The sequence below is a fragment of the Desulfosporosinus shakirovi genome (assembly GCF_020595055.1).
Taxonomy (GTDB): domain Bacteria; phylum Bacillota; class Desulfitobacteriia; order Desulfitobacteriales; family Desulfitobacteriaceae; genus Desulfosporosinus; species Desulfosporosinus shakirovi.
In genome coordinates this window covers 66,263-83,627 of record NZ_JAJDOO010000013.1, presented here as the reverse complement: position 1 = coordinate 83,627, position 17,365 = coordinate 66,263, and the positions used below count along the sequence as shown (strand labels likewise).

The following is a 17,365-nucleotide window of genomic DNA, read 5'->3' as shown; positions in this document are numbered from 1 at the left end:
AGTTCTGCTCACAGATAAAAGGACGGGGTACAGTGGCTAAAGGGAAAGAACGTATTGATGTTTTAATCGTCAAGAATGGGTTGGCAACCAGTCGTGAAAAAGCGAAAGCTATGGTAATGGCAGGGATAGTGTTTGTCGGAGGGCAACGCGTGGATAAGCCCGGGTCGGAATTATCTCAAGATGCGTTGATTGAATTGAAAGGTGAAATCCTGCCGTTTGTTTCACGTGGCGGATTAAAGTTAGCTAAGGCTCTGGAAGCCTTTCCAATCTCCTTTAAGGATAAAGTAGTAGTCGATATAGGCGCTTCGACGGGGGGCTTTACAGATTGTGCCTTGCAAAATGGAGCCAAACGAGTTTATGCCGTAGATGTAGGGTATGGACAGTTAGACTGGAAACTCCGAACTGATCCGCGGGTAGTCTCAATGGAGCGAGTAAATGCTCGGTATCTCTCAACGGACACTTTGCCGGAGCAAGTGGACTGGATCGTTTCCGATGTAGCCTTTATCTCGATTACGAAGATATTTCCTGCAATGATAGCTATTCTTAAAGAGGATGGACAAGTAGTATCCCTAATTAAGCCTCAATTTGAAGCAGGACGAGAGCATGTCGGGAAAAAGGGCGTGGTTAAAGACAAAAATGTGCATAAACAGGTTATTGAGACTGTCCTTGGGCAAGCAGAGGGTATAGGATTTCAGGTCTTAGGGTTAGATTATTCACCAATTCGCGGCCCAGAGGGAAATATTGAATATTTGGCTTGGTTGGGTTTGCAAAAAGAATCGGGAATAGATTGGCATTCAGAGCTGGAACTTGTAGTTCACAACGCTCAGAAAGAGACGGAATAATAAATGGAAAAAATCGTTGGTTTGTGGCGCAATATGAGTAAACCAGAAGCCTTAGCATTGGCTCCTAAGATCGAGGCGTGGTTTCGGGCTCGCGGCTGGGATGTTTTAACAGAGTGGGAGGATATCATCAAGCATAAAGCGGAATTTCTGATATCCTTAGGAGGGGATGGGACCCTTCTCCAAGCAGCGCGTGAAGCCTCCTCCTTCGGAATCCCTGTTTTGGGGGTTAATTTTGGGCGCTTAGGGTTTCTGTGTGAAATCGAACGTGAAGAAGTTTACGGTGCTTTGGAAAAGATTCTGAGTAAAGATTTTGAAATCCAAGAGCGTTTAATGTTGAATGTAGTTGTTAACGGTGGCGTTGTGGACGGAATTTCTTACAGGGTCTTAAATGATGTTGTGTTTTCCAGAGAAGGCAGAGATGGAATCATTACTCTGCAAGCAAACCTTTCGGGAGAACCTACCGTAAGCTATCCAGCGGACGGCTTGATTGTTTCTACTCCAACCGGTTCCACTGCCTATTCACTTTCTGCCGGCGGGCCTATCATCAGTCCTAATGTCCAAGCAATCTTACTCACTCCCTTAGCTGCCCACTCTCTCTCAGCTCGTCCTATGCTTGTCTCAGATGAGGAGGAAATCCAAATTCTCTTAGCTAACGGAGAAAAGTGTATGGTGACTTTCGATGGCCGTCAAAGTATCGTGATTTATTCAGGGCAAACCGTCATTATAAAAACCGATCCGATAAAAGCCTTATTAATACGGCTGGGTACGCGCAGTTTCCCTCAGGTCGTTCGAGAAAAGCTAAGAGATCGTTGGCATGAGTAGGTGCGAAGCAGAAGCACAAGGTGCGAGGTGCGAATTAGGAGCGGTTATGCACAATGCCAGAGCTTGGCTTATCGGGCATCGGCATCGGGCATCGCGAAAGGAGGCTAGTGTATGAAAGCACGTCGCCAGATAAAGGTTCAAGAAATCATCACGAAGCAGATTATTCACACTCAGGAAGATCTTGCAGATAAACTGCGCTTAGCAGGTTTCGATGTAACACAGGCAACAGTTTCTAGGGATATTAAGGAAATGGGATTGATTAAAGTCCCCAGTCAGGGAGACGAATATCGCTATGCTGTTCCCAGCGAACATCATCCGGTAAACTTGCAAGACCGTCTTAAGCGTTTATTAAGAGAGGCTATGGTTTCTATTAATGACACTGACAGCCTTATTGTAATTCGAACTATACCAGGAAATGCACATGCTTTAGCCGCTGTGATGGATAATAGCAACTGGGAGGAACTCATTGGAACAGTCGCCGGAGATGACACGATTCTTTTGGTTATTAAGCCAAAAGAGGCCGTTCAGTCGGTCATGGAACGGATAAGCGCCTTGCTCGGATAGGAGGTTTTGTTATGCTAGCAGAGTTGCACGTAGAGAATTTTGGACTAATGGAGACAGTTCGTCTGAATTTCGGTTGTGGTTTAACTGTGTTTACAGGAGAGACCGGCGCGGGAAAATCAATGCTGATCGACGCGCTAGGGGTTCTTTTAGGTGGACGTGCCAGTACAGATCTTATCCGGCATGGAGAATCACGAGCACGAATTGAAGGCGTCTTCGATGATCTGGCACCTGAGTATTTACAGAGGCTTGAAGAGGCTGGTTATCCGGCGGAAGACGGGCAATTATTTCTTTTTCGTGAAATAAACTCCACAGGGAAAAATGTCTGTCGTGTACAAGGCCGGTCAATTCCCTTAACCCTCTATCGTTCGCTTTGTGTAGGGCTTGTAGATATTCACGGTCAAATAGAACATCTTTCTCTCTTTCGCCCCGAAACCCATCAAGATCTTTTGGATGCCTTGGGGGGGCTCCAAGTTGAAGTGGATGTGGTGAATGAAGCCGCCAAAACCTATCAGAGGATTATCCGTAAAGAGCGTGAATTATCCGTTTCAGAGGATGAACGTCAAAAACGTGAAGAGTTTCTTCGTTATCAAATTGAGGAAATTGAACGAGTTAGTCCGGTACCGGGCGAAGAAGAAGAACTTCTTCAGGAAAAGAAACGCCTAAGCAACTCGGAGAGAATTACCAGTCTGGTCTCTGAAGCCTATGGAGCACTCTATGAAGGTTCAGGGGGCAAACCGGCAGCCTTTGATATGTTAGGGCAGGCGCGCAAAGCTCTGCAAGAATTAGATCGTTTAGATGGCACATTAAATGTTTATGAACAAATCGAGTCTGTCTATTATTCGGCTGAAGACTTAGCTGAACAAATTAGGGCATATCGTGATAATTTTGAGTTCGAACCGGAAAGACTCGACCAGATCGAAGAGCGTCTTATTCTACTCAAAAAGCTTCGGAGATTTGGGACAACGATTGAAGAAGTTTTGGGAAAAAATGCGAGCATGCTTGAAGAATTGGATCAAATCACTCATGTTCAGGAGCAGTTCGAAAAGATACATAACGAGAAACAGACAACTCGAAAAGCCTATGAAATTGTTGCTGAGGAATTAAGCTTAAAACGGCGCGAAATAGCAACGGGCATCGAGAAGGGATTGGCACTTGAACTTGCGGATTTAGCCTTAGAGAAAAGCCGATTTGAAGTTCGGTTTATGCCAAATGAGGAGCCTGCCAAGGGTGGCGCAGAAACAGCTGAATTTTATTTCTCCGCCAATTTGGGAGAGCCTCCTAAACCCTTAGCAAAAGTCGCTTCAGGAGGAGAAATGTCACGCTTGATGCTGGCTTTAAAAAGCCTGCTGGCGAAAGTTGAGTCGGTTGGAACCTTCATTTTTGATGAGGTAGACAGTGGAGTCGGAGGCAGAACAATTCATAGAGTCGGTGAAAAGTTGGCTAAAATCGCCCAGGATAAACAAGTTTTTTGTATCACACATGCCGCACAAGTTGCAGCCTTTGCTGAGGCCCACTATGGTATAGTTAAAGAAGTCAACGGGGAAAGGACTCGAACTCGAGTTGACTCCTTATCTGAGGTTGACCGTGTTGAAGAACTTGCCCGAATGCTTGGGGGCGGGGAAATAGAAATTACCCGTAAACATGCTCAAGAATTACGGCAACACTCTGCTCGAGGCCACAATCTTCGGGGTATAATACACGAAGCGAGAGGCTGATTTACGAAGTACAAAATTTACAATTCAGGATAGATTTGAACCTATAGCTGTCAGCCAAGTACTTCAAAAAAGTAAATTTAAATAGGGTTTTGGTTTAAGATTGCGTAAAGTTTTTTATGCAATCTTTTTATATTGTCTAATTTGCCATTGTTTTAGAGAATATGGAACACTTTTGTCAGGATGAAACAGAAGTGATTTGGATAATTTAACATTAGAATTCAAACGAAAAAACCTTCACTTCACTTATTATATTGACCGCTCTAAAACGAGGAAAAAGGGGAGATACAATGGGGAGAATAGAGTGGAGGATGATAAGAGAGTGAAAAAAAGAAGTGTTTTATTATTAATCAGTCTCTTGTTTTGCACCTTCCTTCAACTGTTAGTTGAATTGCCTCAGATTCATCAAACTCAAGTTAGTCACGAGGAATCTAACTTTAAAGGTATTTGGTCCAGTATTATTCAAGTAGAAAAAACTTCACCTAATCACAAGACAGTTTCAGTAACTGCTTCAGGAGTGTCTCATTCTCAGATGTCAGAAAAGCTGGATGTAGCCTACAAACTTTTTGGGATTTTTCCCTTAAGTTCGGGGGAAGTCGAAGTAATGAGTCCCATAAAATTAATACCCGGAGGGCAATCGATTGGGGTAACCTTACAAACTAAGGGTGTTATGGTAGTGGGACAGGCGCCTGTAGTAGACAAAAACGGAAAGAACTCATTCCCTGCGAAAGAAGCTGGGATCCAAGTTGGGGATATCCTTTTGAAAATTGAAAATCAGGAAGTTAAAACGGATCAAGAGGTATCCAATGCCATCAATCTGGCAGGAAAACAAAAAGGATCTGTCAATGTTTTATTTAAGCATCAAGACCAAGTTGTAGAGAAAACAGTGCATCCGATTTTTTGTGTTGAGACTGGAAGATACCGCATGGGTTTATTTGTTCGAGATGAAGCAGCAGGAGTCGGGACTCTGTCATTTTTAGACCCGGTAACTAATCTATATGGTGCCTTAGGACATGTCATAACCGATGCGGATACTAATCAGAAGATTGAAGTCTATGATGGTAAAATCATTGCCTCAACAATATATGCTATTGAAAAAGGGAAACGAGGGCATCCAGGCGAAAAAATCGGTTCCTTTGTTCCTAACTCTATTTTTAGTGGAACCATTGAAAAAAATACTATGACCGGTATCTTTGGTAAAATGAGTGGACGAATTGAGAATCCTTATTTTAAAGAAGCTATCCCGGTTGGTTGGGAATCGGAGGTCAAAGTTGGTCCGGCTAAGATTTACACGGTAATACAAGGAGAAAAGATAGAGGAGTTTGCTGTTAATATCGATCGTGTCATGAAAAATCGAACGGACAGCAAAAATATGATTGTGAGAGTAACAGATCCAAGGCTCCTGGAAGTCACAGGCGGTATTATCCAAGGAATGAGTGGCAGCCCGATTGTTCAGGATGGGAAACTAATCGGAGCAGTAACCCACGTTTTCGTGAATGACAGTCAACGGGGTTACGGAGTCTTCATTCAAAACATGCTGAATGACAGTTCTCAAGTCGATAAAAGAGAAGCGGCTTAAAGATTAACTTGGAAATTAATATTTAAGAGCAGCCTTTCTAAAGGCTGCTCTTAATAATTCAAAATAAAAATCGTAAAATTCTTTAGGAAAAGAAGGAGTATTTAAACAATTGTCGAAAATATAAATTGAATGTGGCTGAAATGAGGGGGATCCTGGGAATGCAAAGGCCTATACGTGTGCTACTGGCGGATGACAACCGAGAATTTGTCGAGGTAGTTAAGGAGTATATTGAACGGCAGGAAGATATGAGCCTTGTTGGGGTGGCATATCATGGAAATGAGGCTCTGGAATTAATTTCTCGGGAAGAACCTCATGTAGTGTTATTAGATATTATTATGCCCCACCTTGACGGGTTAGGTGTCTTGGAAAAACTTCAGAATACATCTCTTAGACCCAAAATAATTATTTTAACTGCCTTTGGGCAGGAATCAATGACCCAGCGAGCAGTAAGTCTTGGAGCAAATTACTACATTTTAAAACCTTTTGACTTAGACATCTTAGGTAAACGTATCCGCCAATTACAAGATGATTTTTCAAGCTCCGTAAATATTGCTTCAAACTCCGGTACCGTGTCTAATCGAAACAGTGTCTTAAACGCTAATTCCAATTCAAGTTCAAGTTCACAAATTTCCACTGGGATACTGCCTTCAACCTCTAAAAACCTTGAAGTGGAAGTGACAAGGATGATTCACCAGATGGGAGTGCCTGCTCACGTCAAGGGGTACCAGTACTTACGAGATGCTATTGTAAACGTAGTGTCTGATGTGTCACTACTTGGAGCAGTTACCAAAGAGCTGTATCCGATGATTGCTGTGAAATATCAAACAACTCCCAGTCGTGTTGAACGGGCTATTCGTCATGCCATTGAATTGGCTTGGGATCGTGGAAATGTGGATTTCATGAATCGTTTTTTTGGGTACACCATTAATGTGGATCGCGGTAAACCCACCAATTCGGAATTCGTGGCAATGGTGGCTGATAAACTGCGCATGTCAATAATGTATTAAGAGCAATATAAAATGCAATACAAATTTTTAGTAAAAATTTTAATTAACACCTTTATTATACCTGCATTGGGTACAAATAAAGGTGTTTTATTTTTAATAAAATGAGAAATCCCAAATAGTCTTGAGTGAATTATTGCTGGCAGGATTTTGCCGATAGAAAGAGAATGAACTTATCCATAACAAAGGTGATAGTTGGAAGGGGCAATTGATATGGAGGAATTTGACGAGCTAAGAGCCAAAGTAAACACCCTGCAGGAGGTTCGTATTCTGCTTTCCGCAATTATTGATTCCTCACAGGATGCCATTTCAGTGGTGGATGAAAAGGGACTTGGGTTATTAATTAACCCTGCTTACACTCGATTGACAGGCCTGACTGCGAATGATGTCATTGGTAAACCTCCTACCGTAGACATTGCTGAAGGAGAAAGTATGCACATTCAAGTCTTGAAGACTCGTCAGCCTGTTAAAGGCGTTTTTATGAAAGTGGGGCCTAAACGCAAAGAGGTGATTGTCAATGTCGCTCCGATCATAGTTTCTGGGCAGTTGAGGGGAAGTGTAGGCGTGCTCCACGATATCTCTGAGATCCATAAACTGTCAGAGGAGTTGGAAAGAGCGAAACGATTAATTCGTCATTTGGAAGCAAAGTATACTTTTAGTGACATTATCGGTGAAAGCGATGTCATTAAAGCATCCATCGAACAAGCAAGGCGTGCAGCGGTGACGCCGGCTACGGTCCTCTTACGCGGCGAAAGCGGGACTGGTAAAGAACTGTTTGCTCATGCCATCCACCGCTCAAGTGACCGACAAAAAGGGCAGTTTATCCGAGTGAATTGCGGAGCATTGGCGGAGGGCCTTTTGGAGAGCGAGTTATTTGGTTATGTTGAAGGTGCCTTTACTGGTGCCAAACGCGGTGGAAAGTCGGGCCTTTTTGAAGAGGCCAACGGGGGAACTATTTTCCTCGACGAGATTGGAGAAATCAGTCTTAACCTGCAAGCTAAACTTTTGCGCGCGCTTCAAGAACGTGAAATTGTAAAAGTCGGAGATAACCGTCCGTTTAACATAGATGTGCGAGTGATTACAGCTACTAATGCAAATTTAGAAGCTGAATTGCGAGCCGGCAAATTTCGGGAAGATTTATATTATCGTTTAAATGTGATTCCGGTCATTATTCCACCCTTGAGACAGCGAAGAGAGGATATCCCTTTACTTGTCCACCACCTTATTGGAAGTTTCAATCAAGACTACGGACGCTGTGTTGAAAAAGTAAGTGACGAGGCGTTACAAATTTTGATGGGCTATCACTGGCCGGGAAACGTTAGAGAGTTAGAAAACATTTTAGGGAGAGCAATTATTAATATGAGATTAGGAGAAACAGTTGTGGAATTACAACATCTTCCGGTTTTAGCCCATCCGAATGTCAATTATCCGGAGCTGGGTTACGACAACTCGGTACAGTCTGGGTTAACGACCGAAGAAAGAGGGGGATTTGATGAGTTACAACGACAATGGGAACGAGCCATACTTTTAGTTACCCTCCAAAAAAATGGGGGCAATAAGACAAAGTCCGCGCAGGACCTGAAAATGTCACTGCGCAATTTCTATTATAAATTAGAGCGGCATGCTCTTAGCTGAATAAATGATAGCGCTTACGAAGGAAATTCGAGTGATATTTTTATTGTATTCATGGTACGCAATTCTTGCATGCAAATTATTGCATGCAAGAATTGCAAATCATGAATTCTTTTGCATTACTGACAAGATTATTACTATGAATTTTTCATAGGCGCAGTCTTTTTTTCAAGAGGTTTCTTAAACCAAAACCTCATAAATTCAGAAAATTCTTTACTTAAGGTGAATTACTATATGAGGTTTTAGATTTCAGGAATGTCCTGGCAGCGTTATTGCATTAGATAAGGAGAATTATGATTTTTGAAGACCTGAGGGGGAAAAACAATGGAAATTTTTGATTACTTACAGAAGTACGATTACGAACAGCTCGTTATTTGTCAGGATCAGACGTCAGGTCTGAAGGCCGTTATTTGCATACATGACACAACTTTAGGACCGGCCTTGGGCGGAACAAGGATGTGGGATTATGCCTGCGAAGAGGATGCAATCTTTGACGCATTAAGGCTTGCCCGAGGGATGACCTATAAAAATGCAGCAGCAGGTTTAAATCTTGGCGGCGGAAAAACCGTGATTATTGGGGACTCCCGCACCCAAAAAAATGAAGAATTGTTCCGAGCCTTTGGCCGGTATGTACAATCACTGAACGGACGGTACATTACCGCTGAGGATGTTGGGACAACTGTTCAAGATATGGATTGGGTACATTTAGAGACGGATTTTGTGACAGGAGTATCTTCCAGCGGTGCTTCCGGAGACCCTTCCCCGATGACAGCTCGTGGAGTATGGCGTGGGATGAAAGCTACTGCCATGGAAGCCTATGGCAGTGACTCCTTGAGTGGAAAAACAATTGCGATTCAGGGACTGGGGCATGTGGGCTATTATTTGGCAAAACACTTGCACGAAGAGGGTGCCAAACTCATTGTCACGGATATTCATGATGACCTTATAAAACGTGTCCTTGATGAAATCGGAGCCATCGCTGTCCGGCCTGATGAAATCTTTGGCGTTAAAGCAGATATCTTCGCACCCTGTGCCATGGGGGCAGTGGTTAATGATCAAACGATTTCACAATTTAAGTTCCAAATTATCGCGGGTGCTGCCAATAATGTGCTAAAAGAAGAACACCACGGAGACAAGTTGCATGAACTTGGAATTCTCTATGCGCCTGACTATGTTATTAATTGTGGCGGTGTTATCAATGTTGCAGATGAATTGGACGGGTACAATTATGATCGTGCCCTGAAAAAAGTTGAAAAGGTCTATGACAATGTTGCTAAAGTCCTTAAAATCGCCAAAGAGTTTAAAATACCGACCTCTATTGCTGCAGATCGTATGGCTGAACAGCGCATTGAGAGGATCGGACGAATTCGCTCGAATTACTTAAGCTAAGCACTCGTCAACGTTGATTGGTCGGAATTTAATCAGACAAGGAGGAGCTTTTATGCTGAGAGTTGAGTTTGATGAAGACCGCTGTAAAGGGTGTGAGCTTTGTGTGGAGGCTTGTCCGAAACATATTGTAATTATGGTCGATCATTTGAATGCCATGGGCTTTCACCCGGCCACCGTGGCAGATCAAGAAAAGTGCATTTCTTGTGGCTTTTGTGCCAGAATGTGTCCGGATGTCGCAATCACAGTACGAAAGGAGGAGAAGAATAATGGCGAAGGTACTAATGAAGGGTAATGAGGCTTTAGCAGAGGCGGCGATTGACGCCGGTTGCCGTTATTTTTTCGGGTATCCCATCACTCCGCAAAATGAAATTCCCCAGTATCTCGCGAAACGTCTTCCGGAAGTCGGAGGAGTATTTGTTCAAGCAGAGTCTGAGATTGCAGCCATTAATATGGTCTACGGTGCTGCGGGTGCCGGGGCACGAGTAATGACGTCCTCATCCGGCCCGGGAATCAGCCTTAAACAGGAGGGAATCACTTATATGGCGGGGGCAGAGCTCCCTTGTGTCATTGTAAATATCCAACGAGGGGGACCGGGACTTGGCGGCATTCAGCCTGCCCAATCCGACTATTTCCAAGCAGTCAAAGGGGGTGGGCATGGGGACTATAGATTGCTGGTCCTCGCCCCGGCCACCGTTCAGGAAATGGTCGATCTGATGGAGAAAGCCTTTGACCTTGCCGATGAATACCGTAATCCCGTTATGATTTTAGGGGATGGCATTCTCGGACAAATGATGGAGCCCGTTGAATTCTCGGAAGAAAAAGAAACTCTCAGACAGGAGAAACCCTGGGCAACGACCGGTGCCAAGGGGCGAAACCCCAATATAATTAACTCATTATTTCTTGATCCAGCAGAACTTGAAAAGCACAACCATCATTTGCAGCAAAAGTATGACCGAATGAGCAAAGAAGTGCTCTGGGAAAGCTATCAGACGAATGATGCTGAACTGATCTTGGTGGGTTACGGCACTTCGGCCAGGATAGCTAAAGCGGTTGTAGATCAAGCAAGGGCCCAAGGAATCAAGGCAGGGTTGTTCCGACCCATTTCCTTATTTCCTTTCCCGAAAGTCGCTCTGCAGGAGGCCTGTAAAAAAGCTGAATGTGTCCTCACTGTCGAGATGAGCATGGGGCAACTTGTAGAAGACATTCGCTATAACCTTGAGTTTAAAGTTCCGGTCCACTTGTATGGGCGTGTCGGGGGCATGGTTCCTGGCACTCGCGCAGTTCTTGAGGAAGTTAAACGTTTGGTCAATAGCGGAAAGGCAGGTAAAAACCCATGATAACAGTTTTTGATCGACCGGAAGCATTAACCTCAGCCAAGACTCACTATTGCCCAGGCTGTACGCACGGCATTATTCACCGCCTGGTGGCTGAAGTGATTGATGAACTGGGAGTCAGGGAAGAAACCATTGGCGTATCTCCCGTAGGGTGCTCTGTCTTGGCCTATAACTACTTTAATCTAGATATGCAACAAGCGGCTCATGGCAGGGCACCGGCTGTTGCTACGGGAATAAAACGAGTTCATCCCCAAAAAATAGTTTTTACGTATCAGGGTGATGGGGATCTGGCTGCCATTGGTACTGCAGAAATTGTGCATGCCGCTGCCCGGGGTGAGAAAATCACAACGATTTTCGTGAATAATGCCATTTATGGTATGACCGGTGGGCAAATGGCCCCTACAACTCTGCTGAAGCAAGTAAGCATGACTTCTCCTCAAGGCAGAGATGCCGCTCCCCAAGGGTATCCTATCAGAGTATCGGAAATGTTAGCGACTCTGGATGGGCCGGCTTATATTGCCAGGGTGTCTGTGCACACCCCCCAAGAAGTGTCCGAAGCAAAAAAAGCAATTAAGACTGCCTTTAAATTTCAGATGGCTGGTATCGGGTTCACTTTAGTTGAAATCTTATCTACCTGTCCTACGAACTGGGGGTGCACACCTAAAGAATCCTTAAGATGGTTAGTCGATAATATGATTCCTGTTTACCCGCTCGGGGTCAAAAAAATGGCAGAAGGGGTGAATGTCTGATGTTGCAAGAAATTATCTTGGCAGGCTTTGGAGGGCAAGGGGTTATGTCCATGGGACAGCTTCTTGCTTATGCGGGCCTCGTCGAAGGAAAACACGTAAGTTGGATTCCCTCCTACGGCCCGGAAATGCGCGGCGGAACGGCCAACTGTTCTGTCACCATCTCAGATGAAGAGGTAAGTTCTCCCATCATTACCGAACCGGATACGCTGATAGTTCTGAATCGTCCCTCCCTTGAAAAGTTTGAACAGAATGTCAAACCCGGAGGACGATTACTCATTAACTCGTCACTGATCGACATTGAGCCCAAGCGCCAAGATCTTCAGGTTTCGAAAATCCCTGTAACTGAACTGGGTCGTGAAATATTAGGAAATAATCGAGTTTCAAATATGATTATTCTCGGCGCTTTTGTCGAGATGACCCGTGCTGTGAGCCTGGAATCCGTAATTGGGGCTTTGAAGAAAGTCCTGCCGGAGTACAGACATAATCTTATTCCCCTGAACCGTAAGGCCCTTGAGACAGGGATAGAGTTGGCTAAAGGAAGAGAGTTCCTCCATTTTAGATCTTGCGGTTGATCAAGGGGTGAAAGCAGTTGGTTGTCTTTTCAACTAACTGCTTTTTTGTTTTCTTTATTTTTCTTGGCATTATGGACAGTACATAGGGTAAAATAAGTAAAGGAGTCAAGTTAAGGAAAGAGGGGAATTCATTGGAAAAGCAAAATCGACAAGAAGAACGTCTCGATGGAGAAGTGCTTTTTGAGGGGAGAATGCTCCGTTTGGATCGGGATAGGGTTCGTTTGCCTAACGGACATGAGTCAACGCGTGAAGTCGTGAGGCATCCGGGAGCAGTAGGGATTATTGCTATTTTGGATCAGCAGGTGCTTCTAGTTCGTCAATACAGATATGCCATTGCCCAGGAAACCTTAGAAATCCCTGCAGGAAAACTCGATCCTCAGGAGCCTCCCCTTGATTGTGCTGTACGAGAGCTTCGCGAAGAAACAGGTTATCGAGGGAGCATGGAACATATCGGCACATTTTATACCACCCCGGGTTTTACGGATGAGGTGATGCATCTCTTTCTGGCTCGAGATTTGGTCTGGGATCCCCTCACTCCAGATGATGACGAATTTATAGAGGTAGAAAAAATCGCATGGGATGAAGCAGTGCAAAGGGCGAAACAGAATGAGTTCATTGACGCTAAAACTATACTGGGGATATTACTTGTTCAAGGCCGAATGGGATGATTTTTGCAGATTTGCATATACATATTGGGCAAAGCTTAGACGGCAAATATGTAAAGATCACTGGGGCGAAGACCTTAACCTTACCCAATATTCTTCAAGTTGCAAGGGAAGTAAAAGGACTTTCTCTGGTTGGGATTGTTGATTCACATTCACCGGGAGTCCAAGGGGATTTTAAGACTTTACTTGCTTCAGGAGTTTTAAAACCTCTATCAACCGGAGGGTATGCTGCCAATGGGTTAGCGGTGATTCCCGGACATGAGATTGAACTGCAAGTCGGTGAAGGAAATGCTCATTTCTTGGCTTATTTTCCTTATCTCGAACAAGTAGAACAGTATGTTCGGTCTATAAAGAATGGTATTAAAAACTGGCAATTAAGTACTCAGAGGGGATTTCTCCCCATTGATCTATGGCTTGAGGCTGTTACTAAGGCAGAGGGACTATGGTTTCCTGCTCATGCCTTTACTCCTCATAAGGGAATTTACGGCGCTTGTTGCCGGAGGTTGAGAGATGTTCTGCCAATCTTGCCCAAAGCAGTAGAAATTGGGCTCAGTGCCGACAGGGCAATGGCGAAGAGCATCAGTGAACTGGATTCTATGGTCATGTTTAGTAACTCAGATGCCCACTCTCTGCCAAACATTGCCCGAGAGTATAACTCTTTAGCTAGAACAGACCCTTCCTTCGGTGGATTATTGGATTTAATTATAGGGAAAAGCAAACAGGCTGTTCGAAATTATGGCTTGCCCCCAAGAGTTGGCAAATATCATCGTACGTATTGTCTGAGCTGTGAAAAGGTAATCAAGAGCCCCGCTCCACAATTGATGTGCCCTGATTGTGGGAGCAAGCAGGTTGTCATGGGTGTCTTGGATCGTTTGGTCAGTATAGCGGATCGTCCGTTGGGAAAACACGATGTTTCAACCTATGTTCATCAGGTCCCCCTGCGACAACTTCCGGGAATCGGGCCTAAAATGTATGAACGACTTTTAAGTGCTTTTGGCACAGAAATGACCATACTTCATCAGGTTAACATGGAAGAGCTGCGGGCCGTCGCTGGAGAAAAGGTCGCTGCTTGGATTATCAAAGATCGTTATGGTGAATTAATAATAGAAGCCGGCGGAGGGGGAGTATTTGGCAGAGTTGTGGACATACTTTCGCCTGAAGTGGAATAAAATCCCATAGAGGACTATGGGAAGGGGTGCAAAGGATGTGGAAACAACTCGGCGAACACATTCGTCAATATTGGGTTATTTATCTCACGCTTTCAAGTGTTTATCTTGCAGGTGTGGTGTTTGGGGGAGTGGGGGTTAACGCTTTAGGACTTTCTGAAACCTCCCAATTAGTAAATTTTTTAGACACACTTTTAAAAAATCAACCGACTTCTTTCGAACCTGCTTTTCTTGGACAACTTGCCAGGGATATGTTTATCATGATGGCTGGAATATGGATCTTAGGGCTTACCATTATCGGTGCTCCCTTAATCTATTTAATTGTCTTTACACGAGGATTTATTCTTGGCTTTACCATCAGCTTTATTATTGGAGCGAAAGGAACACTGGGAATTGCCTTGGTATTAACGACCGTCTTCGTGCCGACAATATTTGCAATTCCTTTACTGCTCCTTGGAGCAGGACTGGCAACAATCTTTTCATTTCTGTTACTTCGTGGGAAAGCTAGAGGAGAGTCATTGCGAAGAGAATTTCTTTACTATACAGCAGCGGCTGCCTTTGTTTCTATTGGTGCAGTTGCAGTAGGTGTCGCCCAAGGTTACTTTTCGATCCTTGGTTTGCGCTTATTAACCCTTTAGCAGGTTGTTGTTAGATGCCACGGATCCTAATAAAAGTGCAATTGTGAGTAAGACTGAGATTTCAAGGCTTGCTATCCGTACAATGGTTGCATTATAATAAAACTATAATAGTGCTAATGATTGAGATGGAGGTTTAATCATGCTGATTGGAGTACCGAAAGAGACAAAAAATAATGAGAGTCGTGTGGCTATCACCCCAGCCGGAGTCCACGCTTTTACTTTGACTGGGCATAAAGTTCTTGTGGAGATGGCTGCTGGAGAAGGAAGTGGTATCACCGATCAACAGTATATTGATGCTGGTGCTCAGATCGTTGATTCATCCGAAGAAGTATGGCAAGCCGAAATGATTATTAAGGTTAAAGAACCGGTAGCCGATGAATATGCCTATTTCAAAAAGGGACAAATTCTATTCACTTATTTGCATCTGGCAAAAGAACCCGAATTAACCAAAGCACTGATGGAGAAACAAGTAGTGGCAATAGCCTACGAAACCATTCAATTGGATAATGGCTCATTGCCATTGCTTATTCCAATGAGTGAAGTAGCTGGACGCATGTCAATTCAAATAGGAGCTGAATTACTCGAAAAACCTAACGGTGGAAAAGGCATTCTGCTTGGTGGTGTTCCAGGAGTTACTCCTGCAAACGTAACCATCATTGGAGGCGGAATTGTTGGAACAAATGCTGCCAGAATGGCCATTGGCCTGGGAGCAGGAGTTACGATAGTGGAAAAAAGCACTCAGCGGCTTAGGGACATTGATGAAATGTTTAATGGCCGAGTCAGAACTTTGGCTTCAAATCCCTTTAATATAGCCAATAGTGTGGCTAAAGCGGATTTATTAGTTGGAGCGGTTCTTATTCCTGGTGCCCGTGCACCCCACCTGGTAACTGAGGACATGGTGCAAGCAATGTCTCCCGGAAGTGTTATTGTCGATGTTGCAATCGACCAAGGCGGCAGTATTGCTACTATTGATCGGGTTACAACTCATGATGATCCCACCTTTATTAAATATGGGGTTGTTCATTACGCAGTTCCAAATATTGCCGGAGCAGTTGCCCGTACATCAACCTTTGCCTTGACTAACGTTACACTTGGGTATGCCCTTGAAATCGTAAATAAGGGTTATTTTAAGGCGATTCAAGAAAATAGATCCCTGCGTAAAGGGGTTAACGTCATAAACGGCAAGTTGACCCATAAGGCCGTCGCTCAATCCTTGAACATTATGTATACTCCATTAGAAGAAGCTCTGCTCTAAGCAGAGTGCACAGATTTAATTAGGAATGTTCAAATACGAATGAATTGCAGAGCATGGTTGTTTATCATCGAGTGGAATCCGTTAATTCGGAGACCACTCTTTCTTATTGCAGCAATGGTGGCTACGAGCCCGCTGGTGGGAGGGTTATGAAGATAAGGTTACGGTCCCTTTCTTTTTTCTAGGATAAGGACAATCAGGAGGTGCATAGGTTTTAGGGATAGGGGGGGGCGTGATGCGGCCAAAAAAAAGCTGGGTGGATTTTTTCCTTTATCTTGGCAGGGTATTTGTGCTTTTAATAATACTTGCCGTTCTTCTGCCAAAATTAGTTGCTGTGTGCAATAGCTTAATGTCTTCTATGTTACATAATGAGAAAAATCCACATGGCAATCCTTTGCGGGTAGAAATAAATCTTTCCAGAGAGATAAATATTTAACACAGGATGTACTTTAGTTGAATTTATACTTTCCGCTAGTACAAGGAAAATCCCCTGCCAGTGTAGAACTTAGTAAGAAAGGGGGGGGGGAATTGACCTCCGAAGAGAAGAGTTTGAAGAAGTACTTGACCTACTTGCATGTTGAGCGGGGGCTTTCTGAGAACACTAGGCAGGCGTATGAACGTGACTTGCGTCAGTTGATGAGCTACCTTGAACAGCGTGGTACGGACATTTCCGGCTGTGAGGGCAATGATTTGTTTCTGTTTCTGCTAAAATGCAAGGAAGCTGGAAAATCCCCTCGAACTATTGCACGATGTAATGCAACACTCCGAGGATTTTTTGCGTTTTTGCTGGATGAAGGGCAACGTGGCGATAATCCAAGTACATATTTAGTGACTCCAAAGCTGAATCAACCACTTCCGAAGGTGTTGTCGGAAGTTACAATGGACAAACTATTAAAATCAGAGGAGAAAACGGATCTTACTCTGAGAAATTTAACGATGCTGGAAGTTCTCTATAGCAGCGGGCTTCGAGTTTCTGAACTGATTGGGCTGCACTTGTCGGATGTTTCATTGGATGTGGGGTATGTACGCTGTATCGGCAAAGGGAATAAGGAGCGGATTGTACCCTTAGGCGAGCCTGCAATTCGAGGTTTGGAGCGTTACTTAAACGGGCCGCGCGGGCGCTTATGCGGTAAGCAAAAAAGCGATATTCTTTTTTTGAATTCTCATGGACGTCCTCTAACTCGTCAAGGAGTCGTGTATATTCTAAAAAAATGGGGAAAAGATCATAATCTTGAGCAATCGATTTCTCCTCACATGTTTCGCCACAGTTTTGCAACTCATCTTTTGGATCATGGGGCGGATTTGCGTTCGGTTCAAGAAATGTTAGGACATGCAGACATCTCCACCACTCAGATCTACACCCATCTGACACGGAGGCGCTTGTTAGATGTTTTTCAGAAAGCTCATCCACGAGCGGATTATAAGATTAGGGAGTGAAGAAAGAC

The 17,365-nt window shown here is 44.1% G+C and carries 19 protein-coding genes; all 19 read left to right on the top strand.

Features of this window, described 5'->3' with window-relative positions; genetic code table 11:
• Window positions 1-32 precede the first annotated feature (32 nt).
• Window positions 33-842, top strand: a complete 810-nt coding sequence (locus LJE72_RS13160; protein WP_229248060.1) for a TlyA family RNA methyltransferase — start codon at window positions 33-35, stop codon at window positions 840-842.
• A gap of 3 nt (window positions 843-845) precedes the next feature.
• Window positions 846-1,664, top strand: a complete 819-nt coding sequence (locus LJE72_RS13155) for an NAD(+)/NADH kinase (protein WP_229248059.1) — start codon at window positions 846-848, stop codon at window positions 1,662-1,664.
• Window positions 1,657-1,779 (top strand): hypothetical protein, encoded by a 123-nt coding sequence (locus LJE72_RS26270; protein WP_282437902.1) that lies wholly within the window; start codon window positions 1,657-1,659, stop codon window positions 1,777-1,779. Before LJE72_RS13155 ends, LJE72_RS26270 begins: the two co-directional genes overlap by 8 nt.
• Window positions 1,776-2,228, top strand: a complete 453-nt coding sequence (gene argR / locus LJE72_RS13150; protein WP_229248057.1) for an arginine repressor — start codon at window positions 1,776-1,778, stop codon at window positions 2,226-2,228. Before LJE72_RS26270 ends, argR begins: the two co-directional genes overlap by 4 nt.
• An 11-nt stretch (window positions 2,229-2,239) precedes the next feature.
• Window positions 2,240-3,943 carry a DNA repair protein RecN gene (gene recN / locus LJE72_RS13145; RefSeq protein ID WP_229248056.1) on the top strand — a complete coding sequence of 568 codons (1,704 nt, stop codon included), beginning with the start codon at window positions 2,240-2,242 and terminating at the stop codon, window positions 3,941-3,943.
• A 319-nt stretch (window positions 3,944-4,262) separates the two neighbouring features.
• A complete protein-coding gene (gene spoIVB / locus LJE72_RS13140) occupies window positions 4,263-5,519 on the top strand; it encodes a SpoIVB peptidase (protein ID WP_396391016.1) in 1,257 nt (418 codons plus the stop codon).
• Window positions 5,520-5,677: 158 nt separating this feature from the next.
• Window positions 5,678-6,526, top strand: a complete 849-nt coding sequence (spo0A, locus tag LJE72_RS13135) for a sporulation transcription factor Spo0A (protein WP_229248054.1) — start codon at window positions 5,678-5,680, stop codon at window positions 6,524-6,526.
• A 210-nt stretch (window positions 6,527-6,736) separates the two neighbouring features.
• The gene (locus LJE72_RS13130) at window positions 6,737-8,158 is read left to right on the top strand and encodes a sigma-54 interaction domain-containing protein (protein ID WP_229248053.1); all 1,422 of its coding nucleotides are present in this window, start codon (window positions 6,737-6,739) and stop codon (window positions 8,156-8,158) included.
• A 321-nt stretch (window positions 8,159-8,479) separates the two neighbouring features.
• Window positions 8,480-9,544 (top strand): Leu/Phe/Val dehydrogenase, encoded by a 1,065-nt coding sequence (locus LJE72_RS13125; RefSeq protein ID WP_229248052.1) that lies wholly within the window; start codon window positions 8,480-8,482, stop codon window positions 9,542-9,544.
• A 52-nt stretch (window positions 9,545-9,596) separates the two neighbouring features.
• Window positions 9,597-9,836, top strand: coding sequence for a 4Fe-4S dicluster domain-containing protein (locus LJE72_RS13120; protein ID WP_229248051.1), 240 nt, complete (start codon window positions 9,597-9,599; stop codon window positions 9,834-9,836).
• Entirely contained in the window at window positions 9,811-10,881 is a 1,071-nt protein-coding gene (locus LJE72_RS13115; protein WP_229248049.1) for a 3-methyl-2-oxobutanoate dehydrogenase subunit VorB, read from the top strand. Before LJE72_RS13120 ends, LJE72_RS13115 begins: the two co-directional genes overlap by 26 nt.
• Window positions 10,878-11,627 (top strand): thiamine pyrophosphate-dependent enzyme, encoded by a 750-nt coding sequence (locus tag LJE72_RS13110; RefSeq protein ID WP_229248047.1) that lies wholly within the window; start codon window positions 10,878-10,880, stop codon window positions 11,625-11,627. Before LJE72_RS13115 ends, LJE72_RS13110 begins: the two co-directional genes overlap by 4 nt.
• A complete protein-coding gene (locus LJE72_RS13105; RefSeq protein ID WP_229248046.1) occupies window positions 11,627-12,199 on the top strand; it encodes a 2-oxoacid:acceptor oxidoreductase family protein in 573 nt (190 codons plus the stop codon). The genes LJE72_RS13110 and LJE72_RS13105 overlap by 1 nt, the downstream gene beginning before the upstream one ends.
• Before the next feature lie 131 nt (window positions 12,200-12,330).
• Window positions 12,331-12,867: an NUDIX domain-containing protein gene (locus tag LJE72_RS13100; protein ID WP_229248045.1), complete on the top strand. Its 537-nt coding sequence runs from the start codon at window positions 12,331-12,333 to the stop codon at window positions 12,865-12,867.
• Window positions 12,864-14,033 (top strand): endonuclease Q family protein, encoded by a 1,170-nt coding sequence (locus tag LJE72_RS13095; RefSeq protein WP_229248044.1) that lies wholly within the window; start codon window positions 12,864-12,866, stop codon window positions 14,031-14,033. Before LJE72_RS13100 ends, LJE72_RS13095 begins: the two co-directional genes overlap by 4 nt.
• A 35-nt stretch (window positions 14,034-14,068) precedes the next feature.
• A complete protein-coding gene (locus LJE72_RS13090; protein ID WP_229248043.1) occupies window positions 14,069-14,668 on the top strand; it encodes a stage II sporulation protein M in 600 nt (199 codons plus the stop codon).
• A 139-nt stretch (window positions 14,669-14,807) separates the two neighbouring features.
• Entirely contained in the window at window positions 14,808-15,923 is a 1,116-nt protein-coding gene (gene ald / locus LJE72_RS13085) for an alanine dehydrogenase (RefSeq protein WP_229248042.1), read from the top strand.
• A 232-nt stretch (window positions 15,924-16,155) separates the two neighbouring features.
• On the top strand, window positions 16,156-16,356 hold the full coding sequence (locus LJE72_RS13080) for a hypothetical protein (RefSeq protein ID WP_229248041.1): 201 nt from the start codon (window positions 16,156-16,158) through the stop codon (window positions 16,354-16,356).
• Window positions 16,357-16,448: 92 nt separating this feature from the next.
• Window positions 16,449-17,357 (top strand): site-specific tyrosine recombinase XerD, encoded by a 909-nt coding sequence (gene xerD, locus LJE72_RS13075; protein WP_229248127.1) that lies wholly within the window; start codon window positions 16,449-16,451, stop codon window positions 17,355-17,357.
• Window positions 17,358-17,365 lie beyond the last annotated feature (8 nt).